General features: G+C 66.8%; 20 protein-coding genes and 1 tRNA gene. 7 read left to right on the plus strand and 14 right to left on the minus strand.

Going from position 1 to position 17,962, the window contains the following annotated elements:
• Positions 1-104: 104 nt before the first annotated feature.
• Entirely contained in the window at positions 105-2,939 is a 2,835-nt protein-coding gene (locus AB0876_RS27515) for a glycoside hydrolase family 5 protein (RefSeq protein ID WP_526043431.1), read from the plus strand.
• A 23-nt stretch (positions 2,940-2,962) separates the two neighbouring features.
• Here AB0876_RS27515 and AB0876_RS27520 read toward each other — a convergent pair whose 3' ends face one another.
• Positions 2,963-3,616 (minus strand): nitroreductase family protein, encoded by a 654-nt coding sequence (locus tag AB0876_RS27520; RefSeq protein WP_526043432.1) that lies wholly within the window; start codon positions 3,614-3,616, stop codon positions 2,963-2,965.
• 171 nt (positions 3,617-3,787) lie between these two features.
• Between AB0876_RS27520 and AB0876_RS27525 the strand changes: the two genes are divergently transcribed.
• Positions 3,788-4,540 carry an ion channel gene (locus AB0876_RS27525; protein ID WP_526043433.1) on the plus strand — a complete coding sequence of 251 codons (753 nt, stop codon included), beginning with the start codon at positions 3,788-3,790 and terminating at the stop codon, positions 4,538-4,540.
• A gap of 45 nt (positions 4,541-4,585) precedes the next feature.
• Here the strand turns inward: AB0876_RS27525 and AB0876_RS27530 are convergent.
• Positions 4,586-4,669: transfer RNA gene (locus AB0876_RS27530), tRNA-Leu, on the minus strand.
• A gap of 405 nt (positions 4,670-5,074) precedes the next feature.
• On the opposite strand from AB0876_RS27530, the gene AB0876_RS27535 reads away from it, so the two are divergent.
• Complete coding sequence (locus tag AB0876_RS27535) at positions 5,075-5,497, plus strand: LAGLIDADG family homing endonuclease (RefSeq protein WP_526043434.1); 423 nt, start codon at positions 5,075-5,077, stop codon at positions 5,495-5,497.
• Here AB0876_RS27535 and AB0876_RS27540 read toward each other — a convergent pair.
• The gene (locus AB0876_RS27540) at positions 5,494-6,192 is read right to left on the minus strand and encodes a DUF6882 domain-containing protein (protein WP_526043435.1); all 699 of its coding nucleotides are present in this window, start codon (positions 6,190-6,192) and stop codon (positions 5,494-5,496) included. The two genes, AB0876_RS27535 and AB0876_RS27540, sit on opposite strands and share 4 nt — an antisense overlap.
• A gap of 79 nt (positions 6,193-6,271) precedes the next feature.
• Here AB0876_RS27540 and AB0876_RS27545 point away from each other — a divergent pair, with 79 nt between their 5' ends.
• Entirely contained in the window at positions 6,272-6,652 is a 381-nt protein-coding gene (locus AB0876_RS27545; RefSeq protein WP_055116095.1) for a hypothetical protein, read from the plus strand.
• Positions 6,649-7,011: a DUF3817 domain-containing protein gene (locus AB0876_RS27550; protein ID WP_491841010.1), complete on the plus strand. Its 363-nt coding sequence runs from the start codon at positions 6,649-6,651 to the stop codon at positions 7,009-7,011. The genes AB0876_RS27545 and AB0876_RS27550 overlap by 4 nt, the downstream gene beginning before the upstream one ends.
• Positions 7,012-7,104: 93 nt before the next feature.
• On the opposite strand, the gene rdgB is transcribed toward AB0876_RS27550, so the two are convergent.
• The 11 genes from rdgB to clpS all read right to left on the minus strand — a co-directional run bounded on the left by rdgB (position 7,105) and on the right by clpS (position 14,482).
• Positions 7,105-7,710, minus strand: coding sequence for an RdgB/HAM1 family non-canonical purine NTP pyrophosphatase (gene rdgB / locus AB0876_RS27555; RefSeq protein WP_526043436.1), 606 nt, complete (start codon positions 7,708-7,710; stop codon positions 7,105-7,107).
• Positions 7,711-8,490, minus strand: a complete 780-nt coding sequence (gene rph, locus AB0876_RS27560; RefSeq protein WP_055116103.1) for a ribonuclease PH — start codon at positions 8,488-8,490, stop codon at positions 7,711-7,713.
• Positions 8,491-8,507: 17 nt separating this feature from the next.
• The gene (locus AB0876_RS27565; protein ID WP_055116105.1) at positions 8,508-9,275 is read right to left on the minus strand and encodes a cyclic nucleotide-degrading phosphodiesterase; all 768 of its coding nucleotides are present in this window, start codon (positions 9,273-9,275) and stop codon (positions 8,508-8,510) included.
• 64 nt (positions 9,276-9,339) lie between these two features.
• Positions 9,340-10,164 carry a glutamate racemase gene (murI, locus tag AB0876_RS27570; protein ID WP_055116107.1) on the minus strand — a complete coding sequence of 275 codons (825 nt, stop codon included), beginning with the start codon at positions 10,162-10,164 and terminating at the stop codon, positions 9,340-9,342.
• Between the two features lie 4 nt (positions 10,165-10,168).
• A complete protein-coding gene (locus tag AB0876_RS27575) occupies positions 10,169-10,843 on the minus strand; it encodes a rhomboid family intramembrane serine protease (protein ID WP_463794406.1) in 675 nt (224 codons plus the stop codon).
• A gap of 10 nt (positions 10,844-10,853) precedes the next feature.
• The gene (locus tag AB0876_RS27580; RefSeq protein ID WP_491841008.1) at positions 10,854-11,825 is read right to left on the minus strand and encodes a cysteine synthase; all 972 of its coding nucleotides are present in this window, start codon (positions 11,823-11,825) and stop codon (positions 10,854-10,856) included.
• A 3-nt stretch (positions 11,826-11,828) separates the two neighbouring features.
• Positions 11,829-12,101, minus strand: a complete 273-nt coding sequence (locus AB0876_RS27585) for a MoaD/ThiS family protein (RefSeq protein WP_463794375.1) — start codon at positions 12,099-12,101, stop codon at positions 11,829-11,831.
• A 19-nt stretch (positions 12,102-12,120) separates the two neighbouring features.
• Positions 12,121-12,537 carry a M67 family metallopeptidase gene (locus AB0876_RS27590; protein WP_526043437.1) on the minus strand — a complete coding sequence of 139 codons (417 nt, stop codon included), beginning with the start codon at positions 12,535-12,537 and terminating at the stop codon, positions 12,121-12,123.
• Positions 12,538-12,541: 4 nt separating this feature from the next.
• Complete coding sequence (locus AB0876_RS27595) at positions 12,542-13,576, minus strand: P1 family peptidase (protein WP_463794378.1); 1,035 nt, start codon at positions 13,574-13,576, stop codon at positions 12,542-12,544.
• Positions 13,577-13,582: 6 nt separating this feature from the next.
• Complete coding sequence (gene aosR, locus AB0876_RS27600) at positions 13,583-14,161, minus strand: oxidative stress transcriptional regulator AosR (protein ID WP_491841007.1); 579 nt, start codon at positions 14,159-14,161, stop codon at positions 13,583-13,585.
• Between the two features lie 6 nt (positions 14,162-14,167).
• Complete coding sequence (gene clpS / locus AB0876_RS27605) at positions 14,168-14,482, minus strand: ATP-dependent Clp protease adapter ClpS (RefSeq protein WP_463794381.1); 315 nt, start codon at positions 14,480-14,482, stop codon at positions 14,168-14,170.
• A gap of 104 nt (positions 14,483-14,586) precedes the next feature.
• On the opposite strand from clpS, the gene AB0876_RS27610 reads away from it, so the two are divergent.
• Both AB0876_RS27610 and AB0876_RS27615 read left to right on the plus strand, forming a co-directional pair.
• Entirely contained in the window at positions 14,587-15,861 is a 1,275-nt protein-coding gene (locus AB0876_RS27610) for a nicotinate phosphoribosyltransferase (RefSeq protein WP_526043460.1), read from the plus strand.
• Positions 15,858-17,900: an ATP-dependent DNA helicase gene (locus AB0876_RS27615; RefSeq protein ID WP_491841005.1), complete on the plus strand. Its 2,043-nt coding sequence runs from the start codon at positions 15,858-15,860 to the stop codon at positions 17,898-17,900. Before AB0876_RS27610 ends, AB0876_RS27615 begins: the two co-directional genes overlap by 4 nt.
• The last annotated feature ends 62 nt before the right edge of the window (positions 17,901-17,962 follow it).

Consider the following 17,962-nt stretch of genomic DNA (forward strand, 5'->3'; position numbering starts at 1 on the left):
GTCGACAACCATCGGCGGGCACGAACCGGACATTTTTACCCGTCACGGGAAAAATTTCGCGAATTCCGCTCCACCTCTGGTTTCGGCGACGTATACAAGACCGCGTGAAAGCGTCTGCGTACATCGGTCGGGTCGGCGGTTTGGCTATCGCGTTGGGGGTCGGCGTGGCCATGACCTCGGGAATCGGGGTGGCATGGGCCGACCCGCACGGCTCGACAACGAGCGATTCATCGGCCGGTCCGACGAATAGTCGCACCGGCGGCACCGCAGGTGCGGGTGCGCCAGATACCGGCCCGCGAGCCCGGCTCAAACGCGCCGAGGATCAGGCGTCGCACGCCCTTACCGGGCTCACGCATGAGCTGCAGAACCGTGCGCAAGCAGCCTCCAGCCAGAGCAAGCACGCCACGGCGACGACGCCGAAAAAGAAGAAGACCACCGGCCGGCCCTCGACTGCGCCATCGGCTCTGAGAGCCGCAACGCGGCCTGGGGCCCCGCGCTCCGCGGTGGCGCCGAACACGGCAACGCCCGCTGACACCGGCACACCCAGACCTGCGTCGCGCATGAAGGCCGACCCCGCGCCGACGCAGGCCGCTGCTCCGGCCCGCATCGCGGCACCACCCGCGACGCAGCCACCGACGACGACAACATCGACCACCACGTCCCCGGACAATCCGATCAAGTCGGCCGCAACGGCGATCTCGCACTTGTTCGCGGCGGTGAACAGCCCGGCAGTCGGCAACACCCCGACCGCCCCGGCTGATCCCCCACTGTCGTGGGTGATGCTGGCGGCAGCCCGTCGCGAGCTCTCCGGCGCCTCAAGTGCGGCGAAAACTGTTGCTGCCCAGGCACAGCCATCCCCCACTGACGCGACCGCATGGTTCCAGCAGGCTGTGTACACGCCGGTGCACGACGGTATCCAGAACTGGATCGACAGTGACCTGGGTCGGCAGGTCGATGGCGCGATCAACACTGTGGCCGGGTCCTACGTGATCGGCAACGGTGCCGACGGCAGCGCGGCCAACCCCGACGGCGGCGCCGGCGGATGGCTGCTGGGTGACGGAGGAGACGGCTGGAACAGCACAGTCGCCGGTGCCGGCGGTGGCAACGGGGGCACGGCCGGATTCCTGGGTGACGGTGGGAGGGGCGGTGACGGAGGCGCCGGCAGCGACGGCGGGACCGGTGGCGCCGGCGGATTGCTGATGGGCCTAGGTGGCGCGGGCGGCGATGGTGGCAACGGTCTCGCGGGTGGGATCGGAGGTGCCGGCGGCGAAGGTGGTGCGGCTACCGGTTTGGCGTTCGGCATCGGGGGCGCCGGCGGTGATGGAGGCAGCGGCGCCGACGGTGGCCGTGGTGGTGACGGCGGCGATGGTGCGGCTCTGCTGGGCAGCGGCGGCGACGGAGGCGACGCAGGTGACGGTGGAATAGGCGGTGCTTCAACACAACTCGCAGCGCTGGGCGGAGCGGGCGGCAACGGCGGCCTGTTCGGCGAGCACGGAGCGGTCGGCCGCTACGGCATCCGGACCGACTCGCCGGCAAGTGGCGACACCTCACTGAGCACCACCGGCAATTGGATCACCGACAGTGAGGGTCGGGTCGTCATCTTGCACGGCGTCAACATGGTCTACAAGGTGCCACCCTATGAGCCCTCCGCCTCCGGCTTCGGCGACGACGACGCACAGTTCCTGGCGGACAACGGCTTCAATGTGGTGAGACTCGGCATCAACTGGGCCGCCGTAGAACCTGAACCCGGCGTCTACGACGACGAATACCTGGCCTCGATCCAGCAGACCGTGCAGACGCTGAACGCCCACGGTGTCTACGTCATCCTCGACATGCATCAGGACACCTACGGCACCAAATTCGGCGGCGAAGGTGCACCCGAGTGGGCGACGCAGACCGGCGGACTACCCAACCCGATTCTCGGCTTCCCGCTCACCCAGTTCCTCAACCCCGCCGAGCAGCACGCCTGGGATGCCTTCTGGTCCAACTCCGAAGCGCCCGATGGAGTCGGTCTTGAGAACCACTACGCCCAGACCTGGCAGCACGTGGCGTACTACTTCAAGGATGAGCCCGGCGTCGTCGGCTACGAGATCATGAACGAGCCGTACCCGGGGGCCTCACAGATGTTGGCGACCATGTTCGGCAGCCCGTTCTTCTCGGCTCAGCAGCTGACCCCGTTCTACAACCAGGTGGATGCCGCGATCCGGTCCGCCGATCCGAACACGACGGTGTACTTCGAACCCGACGCCGACACCAACCTGGGCTTCCCCGTACACCTGGGCACCATCGACGACCCGAACAGCGTCCTGTCCTACCACGCCTACGACTACGTGTCGCTGGGTCCGTTGGGCTCCTTCCCGAACGCCCAACTGATCTCCGACAATGCACAGGCATACGCGGCGGCCCATGGCATCCCGGCATTCATGAGCGAGTTCGGCGGCAGTTCGGACAGCGCACGCATCATCGGATCCATGGATCCCGCAGACCAGCACATGTTCGGCTGGACCGAATGGAGCTACACGGGCGTCGGCGACATCACGACCTTCGCTCCCCCGGAGGAAGAGGCGCTGGTGTACGACCCGAGCCTGCCGCCGGAGGGTGACAACGTCAACACCGCGAACCTGAAGACGCTCGCGCAACCGTATCCGCAGGTAACGTCCGGTACCCCGAAATCATGGTCGTTCGACAACGGCACGTTCGACTACACCTATTCCACCCAAAGAGCCGACGGCACAGGCAACTTCGCCGCGGGATCGGAAACCACGATCGCGACCCCTGCCGTCCAGTTCCCCCACGGCTATCAGGTGACGGTCACCGGCGGACACGTCGTCTCTGCCCCCAACGCCACCAAGTTGGTGATCGCGTCGGATGAAGGCGCGAGCGAGGTTCACGTCGTCGTGACCGCCAACCCCGACGAGTCCGCGGTGACGACGGTGTGAGCTTTGCTGGCCAGTCGCGCCGCCTACAGAAACGCTCGATTGCCGTAGCGGTCGAGTGAGACGAATTCTCCGACGGGCCGACGTGTCGTCGGCCCGTACTTGCCCTTCGGCCAGCCCAGCGGGATGACCGCGCACGGAGTGACATTCCACGGCAAACCCAGGGCGCGGCGCGCCAACAGCTTGCTCCACAGCGGCATGGTGATCAGTGCCGCGCCCAACCCAACCGCACGTGCCGCGAGCAAGAGGTTTTGCACCGCGGGAAAAATGGAACCGTAGGCACTGCTCACCGCCACCGACGGCCAGAGCGGAATGACGCCCTTGAGGCAAGCGACCACTACGACGGGGATCTCGTCGAAATGATCTGCCTGCCATTGCACCGCCTTCTCGATCCGCAGCATCTGGTCATTCATATTGCGCACAACGAAGCGCTTGTAGATCGGTCCGCCCAACTTCAAGGCTCGGCGATTCAAGCCGCCGAGTTTCGCGACGACTTCGCGGTCCTTGACGACGATGAACTCCCAGTTCTGAGCGTTCGAACCCGTGGGCGCCTTCATCGCGAGTTCGAGAATGTGAAGCAGAAGAGCGTCATCGATGGGATCACCCTTGAGCCGACGGATCGCCCGTTGAGTACGCATCGCCTCTTCGAGTGGCATGGCCAAAGCCTCGTTCTGCGTCATGGCCACAATTCCAACATGGCCAGTCAACGTCAGAGGGCCTTCTCGGAAGAAGCCTCAGTCCGTTGTCGGCGCGGAACTCCTGGGCGATCTCCGACGGACATCGAGCAACTCGTCGGCTTGATCTATGGGGTTGCATGAGCTGGCCGCGGATTTGTACCGCACACTTTTGCGATGACGATGCAACAGCGCCTCGACAGGTGGGAGGCACGCGCCGAATGGCCGCTGGCCTCGGTGGCGGCGGTATTTCTCGCTGCCTACTCGGTGGAGGTGCTGGTGCAGCCGCACGGGTTGGCGGCGCGGGCTGTCGAGCTGGCGACTCTGGTCACCTGGGCCGTGTTCACCGTGGACTATGTGGCCCGGCTGTATCTGGCCGACGACCGCACGCACTGGTTCCGGACCCACCTGTTCGACCTGGCGATCGTGGTGTTGCCTCTACTGCGGCCGCTGCGACTGTTGCGCCTCATCGTGTTGATCGGTGTGCTCCAGAAAGCCGTCGGCCACGCGATCCGCGGCAAGGTCATCCTGTACACGATCTCGGGCGCGATCCTGCTCGTCTACGTCGCGTCGTTGGCCGTCCTCCAGACTGAACGCGGCGCCCCTGACGCCCACATCACCAACTTCGGTGACGCGATCTGGTGGGCGATCACGACCATCACCACCGTCGGCTACGGCGACATGTATCCGGTGACCACGACCGGGCGAGTCATCGCCGCGCTGCTGATGATCGGCGGGATCAGCCTGGTCGGCTCGATCACCGCGACGATCGCGTCGTGGATCGTGCAGACCGTGGCCGTCGACGACGCCGCCAGCGCAGCCGTGACGGCTGCCCACATCAACGAGTTGCGTGCCGAGATCGCATCGCTGCGGGACGAACTGCGTCGGGAGCCCGCCGGCGACGGATCTGGAAGCGACCACCAACCGTGAAAGCTGGTACCGCGTGCGGTACCAGCTTTGAGAACGCCTGAAGAGTGCGGGCGGTGGGACTCGAACCCACACGTTCTTTCGAACACCGGCACCTAAAGCCGGCGCGTCAGCCAATTGCGCCACGCCCGCGGAGCCTTGATCGTACAACCCACGTCACAGCCGAATCTGTCGGAGGTGGGCGATACGTTGGAGCCATCGGAGGTCGAGAGGCTCGATGTGCGATCAGCAAGCGAATTCAACGAAGTTCAGAAACTCATTGCAGCAGGCGTCAACGACTGCGCCATTGCACGGCGAACAGGAATTCCGCGCCCGACAGTGCGCGACTGGCGAACCCGGCGAAACAAACGGGTCCGACTACCCGGTGCATGCTCGCCATGCGGTGTTGATCACGACTACTTACTGCTAGCCCCGCGCGAATATGCATACCTACTCGGCCTATATCTGGGCGACGGATGCATCTCACAACATCCACGGGCGTGGCGGCTCAGGATCACCCTTGATAGCAAATACCCGGGGATCATCGACAGCTGTTGCATGGCCATCGACACCCTGATGCCTGCACAGCACGCGTCGGTCAAGCGACAACCAACTGCGTGCGTCGTGGTGTCCCAGTACTCCAAGCACTGGCCCTGCCTGTTTCCTCAACACGGACCCGGCCGGAAGCACAACAGACCAATCCGGCTCGAGCCCTGGCAGCAGGATCTCGTGGACCAAGCCACCGAGGAGTTCGTGCGCGGCCTGATCCACAGCGACGGTTGCCGGGTGGTCGCGAACGACCGCGGCGTCAAGAGCATCCGGTACCACTTCACGAATCACTCGGAGGACATTCTCAATCTGTTCACTGCGGCGCTGGATCACCTCGGCATCCCGTGGACGCGTTCCACCAAGTACGTCGTCTCGATCTATCGCAAGGCCGCCACCACTCGCCTCGACGAGTTCATCGGCCCCAAGGTCTAATCGGCCGGACGCGCCTGACCCGACATGTCGATCAGCCTGTCCTGTTCGTCGAACCGGAACTCGGCATGGCCGTCGGGCAATGCGATCCGCAGGCCCCCCGGCATCTCGTCGACCTGGACCCCGCGCACATCACCCCATGCCCACACGCTGCGGGGCGCGACCGGCAGGGCCTGCAACGCCTCGCCCACGCTGCGCATCAGACGCGGCACGGTCGGCTCGGGCAACCGCAGCCGATCGTCCGCCAGCACAATTGCGCCGATAGTGGAGCCGTCGGCGTCGAAGGTGTAGGTGGGCAATTGTCCGAGAAGGAGCGCCGCGACCCCACCCATCCACCACGCGAACTCACGCGGCTCAGCCTCACCGAGTGGCACTTCTGCGTCGCGCAACTCGGCGACTTCGTACTGCTCGCCGAAGTTACGGATCAGTGCGCTGCTCTCAACGATCGAGGGCGGGTAGGCGGAGTTCGCCCATGCCCACAGCCACGTGCCAGGTCCCTGCGCGGCGGAGCCGAGCAATTCGGCCCGGGCAACAAATGGGTCGGCTCCGTTCGTCGAGGCCTTCGAGAACACCCCGGCGCCGAGATCCAGGCTCCAGTCCCCGTCGTACGGTGAATTTTCGCCGATGAGGTCGGAGAGGTGGGCTTGCGTCTCGGCTTGGACGATCGCGGCGTCGAGGAGCAGGTCGTAGAGCAGCACCCGAAAAGCCTAAGCGCCCCGTACCGCCCATCCAGGCACGTATTTTCGACGCCCGAGACCCGCGCCGTACCATGGACGAATGTCCACTACACGGCGTAGGAGACCAGCGCTCATCGCGCTGGTCTGTCTCGGCGCCGCCGGCTGCCTGGCGTTGGCGTGGTGGCAGTGGACGCGTTACGAATCCGCCTCGGGCACCTTCCAGAACTTGGGCTATGCCCTGCAGTGGCCCATGTTCGCCGGGTTCTGTTTCTACGCGTACTACAAGTTCGTCCGCTACGAGGACGCCCCACCGGAGCGGCCCAGCGGAGACGTCACCGAGATTCCCGCGGGCCTGCTGCCAGAGCGTCCCAAGTCCGCGGCTGCGGACGCCGGCGACCAAGAGCTCTCCGAGTACAACGCCTACCTCGCCGAGCTGGCCAAGTCCGACCAGCCCGAGAAGAAAGACAGGACCGATAGATGACGGAACCAGAAGCGGGCCCCGAGGCCACGCCGGTCGTTTCGACACCCAAAGAGACCATCCGCAAGGCCTTGCTGGGCTACCGCGTGCTGGCATGGACGACCGGTATCTGGCTGATCGCCCTCTGCTACGAGATGGTGCTCAAGTACATCGTGCAGGTGGACAACCCTCCGGGCTGGATCGGCATCGTGCACGGTTGGGTGTACTTCATCTACCTGTTGTTCACGGCCAACCTCGCGGTCAAGGTTCGCTGGCCGATCGGCAAGACCATCGGCGTGCTGCTCGCCGGCACGATCCCGCTGTTGGGCATCATCGTCGAGCACTTCAATACCCTCGACCTCAAGAAGCGCTTCGAGATCTAGGGCGTACGAAAGCCCGTCCACCTCTCTGTCACGCTGGAGTGACGCCGGCGCTCCACAGCCACTCCAGCGTGACAATCCGCGGGGCAATGCGCCCTACGACCCGGCCAGCTCCCGCAGCGCAGGCACCAACAACGCCAGCGCCCGGCCGCGGTGCGACGCCGCGTCCTTCTCCGCCGGAGACAACTCCGCGGCGGTGTGAACGGACCCAGAAGGCAGGAACACCGGGTCGTACCCGAACCCACCTTCGCCACGGGGTTCGTGGGTGACGGTGCCCGGCCACTCGCCGCGCACCACCGCTTCGCCAGACGCGGAGACCAACGCACACGCCGACACGAACGCCGCCCCGCGGCGTTCATCGGGTACATCGGACAGCTGCCCCAACAGCAACGCGGTGTTGGCGGCGTCGTCGCCGTGCACACCTGACCACCGCGCCGACAACACGCCCGGCATGCCGTTCAGGGCATCCACCGAGATACCGGAATCGTCTGCCACACACGCCAATCCGGTGGCACGGAACCCGTCCCGCGCCTTGGCCAGAGCGTTGTCCTCGAAGGTCGCGCCGGTTTCCGGCGCCTCGTCGAACGGCGCGACATCGGCCAGGGACACCAGGTCCAGCCCGGTGATCCCGGCCGCATCCAGTACCCGCCGTAGCTCGGCCAGCTTCTTCGCGTTACGGCTGGCCACAAGAAGCGAGGGCACTCAGCTTCCGAACGACTTCTTGGGCGCGGGCCCTTCCGGCAGCACACCCGGATATGGCAATTCCAGTGCCTCGCGCTGGACTACGAACAACTGCTCACAACCCGCCAGTGCGGCGTCGAGCATCTTGTCCAGGGTTGAGCGCGGGAACGTCGCGCCCTCGCCGGTGCCCTGGATCTCCACCAGGGTGCCGGTGTCGGTGGCGACGACGTTCATGTCCACCTCGGCGCGCGAGTCCTCGGTGTAGGGCAAATCCAGACGCACGCGACCGTCGACCACGCCCACCGACACCGCCGCGATGGCGCAGGACAGCGGACGCGGATCGGAAAGCCGCCCGGCCGCAGCGAGATACGTGACCGCATCGGACAGCGCCACGTACGCGCCGGTGATGGCAGCGGTGCGGGTGCCGCCGTCGGCCTGCAGCACGTCGCAGTCGATCGCGATGGTGTTCTCCCCCAGCGCACCGAGGTCGATGCACGCGCGCAGTGAACGTCCGACCAGGCGGCTGATCTCCTGGGTCCGACCGCCGACGCGTCCCTTGACCGATTCCCGGTCGGAACGGTCGTGGGTGGCGGCGGGCAACATGGCGTATTCGGCGGTCAGCCAGCCCTGCCCGGAACCCTTACGCCAGCGCGGCACCCCTTCGGTGACCGAGGCGGTGCACATGACACGGGTCTGGCCGAACTCCACCAATACCGATCCGGCGGGATGCGATGTGAATCCGCGGGTGATGGTTACCGGGCGCAGTTCGTCGTCGAGACGACCGTCTTCTCGCTTGGACACCCGCCAACCCTAGCGGGTCACCGCCGGGTGACGTCGAAGGTCTCGCCGCTCAGCACGGCATGCACCGGGCCGTCGAACTCGGCCTTGGCCTCGCTGATCACATCCTCGCGTGACGTCCACGGCGGAATGTGGGTGAGCAGCAGCTCACCGACGCCGGCTTCGGCGGCGGCGCGCCCTGCCTCGGTGCCCGACAGGTGCAGGTGCGGCGGGCGGGACGGATCGTGTGTCCACGATGCCTCGCACAGGAAGACGTCGGCCCCGCGGGCCAGTTCGACGAGCGCGTCGCAGTACCCCGTGTCGCCGCTGTAGACCAGGGTTGCCCCGGACGGATCGGTGAAGCGCATGCCGAAGGATTCGGTCGGATGGCACACCAGCCGGGGTGTCACGTCGAGTGTGCCCAACTGCACCGTGGTGCCGTCCTCCCAGTTGCGCACCTCGAAGATGTCGGTGAAGTCGTCGATCTCCCCGCCCTCGGGCGAGGAGGCTGCACCGAGCCGGGCCCAGGTGTTGACCGGCCCGTACATCAGGCCGCGCTCGGTGGCCGGGATCGGGTGATAACGCCGCCACACGAACAGGCCGGGCAGATCCAGACAGTGGTCGGCGTGCAGATGGGACAGCAACACGTTGACCGAATTCGGATCGGCGTAGCGCTGCAGCGCACCCAGGACGCCCCCGCCGAAGTCGACGACCATCGGAGTCGTGTCAGGTGCGGTGACGAGATAGCCGGAGGCTGCCGAATCCGGGCCGACAACGCTGCCGGAGCATCCCAGGATGGTCAATCGCACAGTGTCTAGCTTGCCATGCTTGCTGTGCACGTTGCCAAGACATCGCCGGTTTGGGCGACGGAGATCATTTTCCGGCCCCCACGTGACGCCGGACCTGCCGCGCCCCGTCCAGCCCTGGGCCCAGGAAGCGGGCTGCCAGCGTGGTGAACGCCTCAGGATCGCCGGTGGCCTCGAACACCCGTCGGGCCGGGCCGGATTCGTGCGGCTTCAGCAAATCGAGTTCGGTGAGCACCCGGAGCAGGTCCTTGGCGGTCTCCTCGGCCGAGGAGACCAGCGTGACGTTGTCGCCCATCGCCAACTGGATCAGACCGGACAGCATCGGGTAGTGCGTGCACCCCAACACCAAGGTGTCCACCTCGGCGCGCTGCAGCGGTTCGAGATAGCCCTCGGCCAGACCCAGCACCTGGCGACCACTGGTGACCCCGCGCTCCACGAAGTCGACGAACCGCGGACAGGCCACCCCGAACACCTCGGTGTCACGCGCCGCGGCGAACGCATCCTGATAGGCGCCCGAGGCGATGGTGGCGGCCGTGCCGATCACACCGATGCGACCGTTGCGGGTGGCGGCCACCGCCCGCCGGACCGCAGGCAGGATCACTTCGACCACCGGCACCGGTGAGTAGCGCTCGCGCGCGTCACGCAGGCAGGCCGAGGACGCGGTGTTACAGGCGATCACCAGAGCCTTGACGCCGCGGGCCACCAGGTCGTCACCGATGGCCAGGGAGTGCGCCCGGATCTCGGGAATGGTCAGCGGCCCGTAGGGACCGTTGCCCGTGTCGCCGACGTAGATGATGTCCTCGTCGGGCAGTTGGTCGATGATCGCGCGGGCCACGGTCAGACCACCGACGCCGGAGTCGAAGATGCCGACGGGTGCGAGTGGGTCGTTCATACGGTCATGCACTCAGACGCGGCCGGGCGGAGCTCTTCTTCGCTTCCCGCGCCTTACGTTCCGGTCCGGACAACAGGTATGCCGCCAATACACCGGCGGCGGCGCCACTGAGGTGGCCCTGCCAGGACACGCCCGCATTACCGGGTAACACTCCGAACAGCACACCGCCGTAGACGAACAGCACGACGACGCCGATCACGATCTCCCACACATTGCGCGTGAAGAATCCGAACACGATCAGGAACGCCAGCCAGCCGAAGATCAAGCCGGACGCACCGATGTGAGTGCTCGTGCACTGCACGGTCACATAGGGGCAGTGCAGGCCGATGTTGCCGATCAGCCACGTGCCGAAGCCACCGAGGATCCAGATGATCGCCGTCGCTGCGATGAATCGCCCCATCCCGGCCAAGGTCATGAGAAAGCCGAGCACCAGCGCGGGCACGGTGTTGGCGATCAGGTGCGGCCAGCCGCCGTGCAGCAGCGGCGCCCACAGGATGCCCCACAGTCCGTCGGTCTGCAGGGGTTGGATGCCGTCCTGGTCGAGCCGGTGGCCCATGGCGGTGTCGACGGCCTCGATCACGTACAGCAGCGCGACGAAGCTGACGATCGTGACGCCGCCGACAATCCATGCCGGACGTTTCTTCGGTGCGCCGGCCGCGGGTAGACCCGAGGTTGTCATTCCTGCCCGCTCACGCCCATAGCTGCCCTTCCAATGCATCCTCTGCGTCATCAAGGCTACCGGCGTAGGCACCGGTCGACAGATACTTCCAACCGGCGTCGGCGACCACGAACGCGATGTCGGCGCGCTCCCCCGCCTTGACCGCCTTTGCCGCCATCCCCAGCGCAGCGTGCAGCACCGCGCCGGTGGAGATGCCCGCGAAAATGCCTTCGCGGGTCACCAGATCACGGGTGCGCTTCACCGCGTCATAGGAGCCCACCGAGAACCGTGTGGTCAGCACGTCGGGGTCGTACAGCTCGGGGATGAACCCCTCGTCGATGTTGCGCAGCGCGTACACACCCTCGCCGTAGCGCGGTTCGGCCGCCACGATCTGCACGCCCGGCACGTTCTCGCGCAGGAACCGGCCGGTGCCCATCAAGGTCCCGGTGGTGCCGAGCCCCGCGACGAAGTGGGTGATCTCGGGTAGGTCGGCCAGCAGCTCGGGGCCGGTGCCGTAGTAGTGCGCGTCGCTGTTGGCCGGGTTGCCGTACTGATACAGCATCACCCACGAAGGGTTTTCCGCCGCAAGCTCTTTCGCTGTCGCCACGGCGGTGTTGGATCCGCCCTCGGCTGCGCTGAAGATGATCCTCGCGCCGTAGAGTTCCAGGATCTGACGCCGCTCGATGGAGGTGTTCTCGGGCATCACACAGATCATGTTGTAGCCCTTGAGCATCGCGGCCATCGCCAGCGAGATGCCGGTGTTGCCGCTCGTGGGCTCCAGGATGGTCGCGCCGGGGCTCAGCAACCCGTCACGCTCGGCCTGCTCGATCATGCGCAGCGCCGGCCGGTCCTTGATCGACCCGGTCGGGTTGCGGTCTTCGAGCTTGGCCCACAACCGCACGTGCGGCCCGTCCTCACCATCGTCCCAACGCGGCGAGAGGTTCTGCAGCCCGACCAGCGGGGTGTTCCCGAGGGCCTGCAGCAGTGAGTCGTGCCGTGCCATCGGCTATCCGCCTGCCACAGCGGGCAGGATCGTCACCGAGTCGCCGTCGGACAGCGCGGTGTCCAGCCCGCCCGAGAACCGGACGTCCTCGTCGTTGACGTAGATGTTGACGAACCGGTGCAACTTGCCGTCATCGACCAACCGGCTTGAGATCCCGGAGTAGTTGGCCTCCAGGTCGCTGATCACGGCCGACAAGGTGTCGCCGGATGCGCTGACGCGCTTCTGCCCGCCGGTGTGCGGACGCAGGATGGTCGGGATCGAAACTGAAACAGGCATGTGAGAGCCCTCCTTATGACTAGGTGTACTGCTCGACGATGTCGACGGGTTCCTCGGTGACGACGCCGTCGATGATGCGATAGCTGCGCAGTTCGTGCTCGTCAGGGTCCCGCGTGGAGACCAGCACGTAGTGCGCATCGGGTTCTGCGGCAATCGAGACATCGGTTCGACTCGGATAGGCCTCGGTGCCGGTATGCGAGTGGTAGATGACGACGGGCGCCTCGTCGGCCTCATCCATCGCCTTCCACACCCGAAGTTGCTCCATGGAGTCGAAGCGGTAGAAGGTCGGGGACCGCTCGGCGTTGACCATCTGGATGAAGCGCTCGGGCCGATCGGAGCCGTCCGGCCCGGCAATGACCCCACACGCCTCGTCAGGATGGTCGGCGCGGGCATGCGCCACCATGGCCTCGACGAGATCCCGGCGGATCACCAGCACTTGATCACTCCCATTCCTTCACTGCGAACGCTCCCGGCAACATGCCACGGTAGGTCGGTATTCCGGCCACCGGCTCGGCAGCCAGCAGCCCGACCAGTACGGCGCGGGCCAGTACGTCGGCCGCGGCAGCTCCGACCTTGGTCACCAGCGCCGTTTCCGGTGACATCGCTACCGGGGTCTTTTCGTCCGGCTCGACGGTCACCGCGCCCGTCGCCAGCGCAAACACCGTATCGCCATCGATCGGGGTGTGACACGGCTGGATGGTCCGGGCCAGCCCGTCGTGGGCGGCGACCGCCACCCGGCGGCACCCGGCGGGGCTCAGCGCCGCATCGGTGGCGACCACCGCGATCGTGGTGTTCAACGCGCTCAGCTCGGTGTGATGGTCGGCGTAGGCCGCGAGTTGATCGGCGGGCGGGCGCGTCAGTCCGAACTCCTCGATCAGCCCCGCCATCCACGGCAGACCGGTGGCCGGGTCAACCACGTCACCGGCGGCGTTGAGCACGACCAGGGCACCGACCGTGACGCCGCAGTCCAGCGTCACCGACGCCGTACCCACACCGCCCTTGAGCACACCGGCGCGGGCGCCGACCCCGCCGCCGACGGTGCCCAGGGCGAACTCGGTCGAGGCAGCGGCGGCGGCCGCATAACCGAATTCTGCGGTCGGCCGGTTCGCCCAGCCGCCCACCGGCAGATCGAAGATCACCGCGGCGGGCACGATCGGCACCACGCCGCCGTCCATCGCCACCCCGCGGCCCTGCTGCTCCAGCCAAGTCATCACGCCGTCGGCCGCGGCCAGCCCATATGCGCTGCCGCCGGTCAGCACCACGGCGTCGACGTGGCGCACGGTGTTGATCGGGTCCAGGAGGTCGGTCTCGCGGGTGCCCGGGGCGCCACCGCGCCCGTCGACGGCACCGACGGTGCCCGGTGGCGTCAGCACCACCGTCGACCCCGAGGCCCATCCCGAACCCAGCGATACATCCGGGTCGATGCGGTGATGGTGGCCGACCAGAATGCCGCCGACATCGGTGATCGAGCCCATCTGGTCCTATCTCCCCATCAGGCCGAGGACGAGGTATTCCTGCAGCACGGTGAGCCACTGATAGACGTCGAGGTGCCCGGCCATCGGATGCTCGGCGGGCAGTTGGTCAGGGCCCTGCGCACCGATGTCGAGCATGGTTCCCAACGCCAGCCGGATGTCGTTGACCGCCGCGGCCCACGACTCGGCATCGTCCTGCGTCAGCTCAAGCTTGCCGCCGCCGTCCGGGATGGTGTCCAACAAACGTTGCGCCGCTTCGCGTTTGGCGTCGATGATGGTCGGCTCATGCAGTCCGCGCAGCGCACTGTTGAGGCTCTCGGCGGTACCCGAACCGGCGGGATGCTCGGTCTGCGGCCGATAGAAATCCGGGAGCAGACGCTTCATCGTGGCATCCTCGGGCGGCTGCGGATTACCGGTCTTCATGCCGGTGATCATCTCGAGTTCGTCTGTGGGCCCGGACGATCCACGCTCGTCGAGCATGCCCAGCATCGAGGTGCCCAGGCTCGACAGCAGTGCGGCCTCGTGGGGCTCCAACGCCGAGCGGAAGCGCAGACCGTCGGCGGTCTCGACCCTTTTCCACTTACGCACAGTCGATCAGCGGTCCTGTTGCATCGTGGCCCACAGCCCCGCCGCATGCAGTTTGGACACATCGGTTTCCATCGACTCACGGCTGCCTGCCGACACCACGGCCTTGCCGTCGTTGTGCACCTGCAACATCAGTTTGGTCGCGTGCGGCTCGCTGTATCCGAACAACTTCTGGAACACGTAGGTGACATAGGTCATCAGGTTGACCGGATCGTCCCAGACGATGGTCACCCATGGACTTTCGGAGGCTGTCTCTTCCCGGGGCGCAGCCTCGACGCTGCGCTCCTCGCGGGTCCCCGGACGGGCCTTCGCCGGTGTAACCATGGGCCCACAATACCGGCAGGGGAGCCGCGCTATTGAAGCAGCCGTGAACAGCTACGGTTGCTGGTGTGACCGTCGCGTTGCTCACCGACAAGTACGAGCTGACGATGCTCGCCGCCGCGCTGCGCGACGGCACGGCGCACCGCCGCACCACGTTCGAAGTCTTTGCCCGCCGCCTACCCGAAGGGCGCCGGTACGGCGTGGTCGCCGGCACCGGGCGGTTTGTGGAAGCGTTGGCAGAGTTCAACTTCTCGCCGCAGGAATTGACCGGGCTCTCCGAGTTCCTCGACCCCGCGACACTGGATTATCTGGCGAACTACCGGTTCACCGGTGACGTCGACGGCTATGCCGAGGGCGAGCTCTATTTTCCGGGTTCACCCGTGCTTTCGGTGCACGGAACCTTCGCCGAGTGTGTGGTGCTCGAGACCCTGGTGCTCTCAATCCTCAACCACGACACGGCGATCGCATCGGCGGCTGCCCGGATGACCAGCGCCGCCCACGGCCGCCCGATGATCGAGATGGGCTCACGGCGTACCCACGAGTTGGCAGCCGTGGCCGCAGCGCGGGCCGCCTACCTGGCCGGGTTCACCGGATCTTCCAATCTGGCCGCCCAGCAGCGCTACGGAGTCCCCGCGCTGGGCACCGCGGCGCACGCCTACACGCTGCTGCACACCACCGAGTCCGGCCCCGACGAGCAGGCCGCGTTCCGCGGCCAGGTGGCTGCGCTCGGCGTCGACACCACCCTGCTGGTGGACACCTACGACATCACCGCCGGTGTGGCCAACGCGATCGCCGCGGCCGGTCCGCAGCTGGGCGCCGTCCGCATCGACTCGGGTGACCTCGGGGTGCTGGCCCGTCAGGTGCGCCAGCAGCTCGACGGTCTCGGGGCCACCGGAACCCAGATCGTGGTCTCCGGTGACCTCGACGAGTTCGCGATCGCCGCCCTGCGCGCCGAGCCCGTCGACAGCTATGGCGTCGGCACCTCGGTGGTCACCGGATCGGGCGCACCGACCGCCGGGATGGTCTACAAGCTGGTCGAGGTCGACGGGATCCCGGTGGCCAAGCGCAGCAGCCGCAAGGAATCCCACGGCGGCCGCAAACAGGCGCTCCGGCTGGCCAAGGCCTCGGGCACGATCGTCGAGGAAGTGGTCCACCCGTACGGCCAGGTTCCGTCGGAGCCCTCGGGGCTCACCGCGCGCCGGCTCACGGTGCCACTGGTCACCGACGGTGTCCCCGCCGAGGGGCACCACCCGACCGCCGATCTGACCACCGCGCGCGAGCGGGTGGCCGCGGGTCTGAACAGCCTGCCGTGGGATGGCCTCAAACTTTCCCGTGGCGAGCCGGCCATTCCCACCCGGGTCGTGGCGTCGGCACTGACATGACGACCAAATCGAAGCCATCCCGTGAGGTGGCCAACGTGGTGACCAATCTCCTCAAGATCGCCGTCAAAGGGCTCGGCGGTGCCAGCCGCCCCGGTCAGGTCCAGATGGCCGAGGCCGTCGCCAACGCCTTCGAATCCGGTGAACACCTGGCCGTGCAGGCCGGCACCGGCACCGGCAAATCGCTGGCCTATCTGGTGCCCTCGATCGCCCGCGCGCTGCAGACCGAGCAACCGGTGGTCGTCTCGACTGCCACCATCGCCCTGCAACGCCAGCTGGTCGACCGGGACCTGCCCCGGTTGGTGAACTCACTGGCCGATGCGCTGCCCCGCAAACCCACGTTCGCGCTGCTGAAGGGGCGCGGAAATTACCTGTGCCTGAACAAAATTCACAACGGATCGGCCGAGGAGCCGGCGGACCGACCCCAGGACGAGTTGTTCTCCCCCATGGCTGTCAGCGCCATGGGCCGCGATGTGCAACGGCTGACGGAATGGTCCTCCGACACCGAGACCGGCGACCGCGACGAGGTGACCCCCGGCGTGCCGGACCGATCGTGGTCGCAGGTCAGTGTCTCGGCACGGGAATGCATCGGGGTGTCGCGCTGCCAGTTCGGTACCGACTGCTTCGCCGAGCGGGCGCGGGAGAAGGCCGGGGCCGCCGACGTCGTCGTCACCAACCATGCACTGCTGGCCATCGACGCGCTCTCCGATTTCTCGGTGCTGCCCGAGTACGAGCAACTGGTGGTCGACGAGGCTCACGAACTGGCCGACCGGGTGACCGGGGTGGCCACCGCCGAATTGTCGGCGACCTCGATGGCCGTGGCACACCGCAGAATGTCCCGTTTGGTGGATGACGAACTGGCAGAACGGTTCGAGGCCGCGGTGGCGACGTTGTCCTCGATGCTGCACGAGCTCGACGCCGGCCGCATCGATGTGCTCGACGAGGAACTGGGCACCTATCTGACCGCATTGCGCGATGCCGCCAATGCGGCACGCACGGCGATCGACACCGCACCCAGCGACCCGCAGGCCGCCTCGGCCCGCACCGAGGCCGTCACCGCACTGAGCGACGTCAGTGACACCGCCACCCGGATCCTCACCTCGTTCGTCCCGGCCATCCCCGACCGCGTCGATGTGGTGTGGGTGGAACAGTCGGACGGGCCGAACACCGGAAACACCGGGGCTCCCAGACCAGGACGCAGCCTGTTGCGGGTGGCACCCATGTCGGTGTCGGGCTTGTTGCGCACCAGGCTGTTCGCCAACACCACCGCGGTACTGACCTCGGCAACGCTGACCCTCGGCGGCAACTTCGACGCGATGGCGCGCAACTGGGGCCTTGGCGGTTTCTCCGACGACAATGAGTCGGCCAAACCGGGCTGGCGCGGTCTCGATGTCGGATCACCATTCGACCACGCCAAATCCGCAATCCTCTACGTGGCCAAGCATTTACCGCCTCCCGGGCGGGACGGCACCGACACCAGGACTCTCGATGAGATCGAGGGGCTGATCACCGCGGCCGGCGGCCGCACCCTTGGTCTGTTCTCGTCGATGCGCGCAGCCAAGGCCGCCGCCGAGGTCATGCGCGGACGGCTGTCCACACCGGTCCTGTGCCAGGGCGAGGACACCACTTCGGCTCTGGTGCAGAAGTTCTCAGATGATCCGGAGACCTCGCTGTTCGGCACCCTTTCGTTGTGGCAGGGGGTGGACGTGCCCGGGCCGTCGCTCTCGCTGGTGCTGATCGACCGGATTCCGTTCCCCCGCCCCGACGATCCGTTGTTGACCGCCCGGCAGCGGGCGATCAGCGCGCACGGTGGTAACGGCTTCATGGCGATCGCCGCCAACCACGCCGCGCTGCTCCTCGCCCAGGGCACCGGTCGGCTGCTGCGCCACACCGACGACCGCGGCGTCATCGCGGTGCTCGACTCCCGGTTGGCGACCGCCCGCTACGGCGGGTACCTGCGCTCGTCACTGCCGCCGTTCTGGTCCACCACCGACCCCGAACGGGTACGTCAGTCGCTGAAGCGGCTGCGCGGCGCGAGCTGATATCGCACCCTGAGCTCGCTCGGTTAACTAGTGTGTGCGGCAATTACCCGCGCGGATGGTTA

Source organism: Mycobacterium sp. NPDC049093, from assembly GCF_040704635.1.
Classification (GTDB): domain Bacteria; phylum Actinomycetota; class Actinomycetes; order Mycobacteriales; family Mycobacteriaceae; genus Mycobacterium.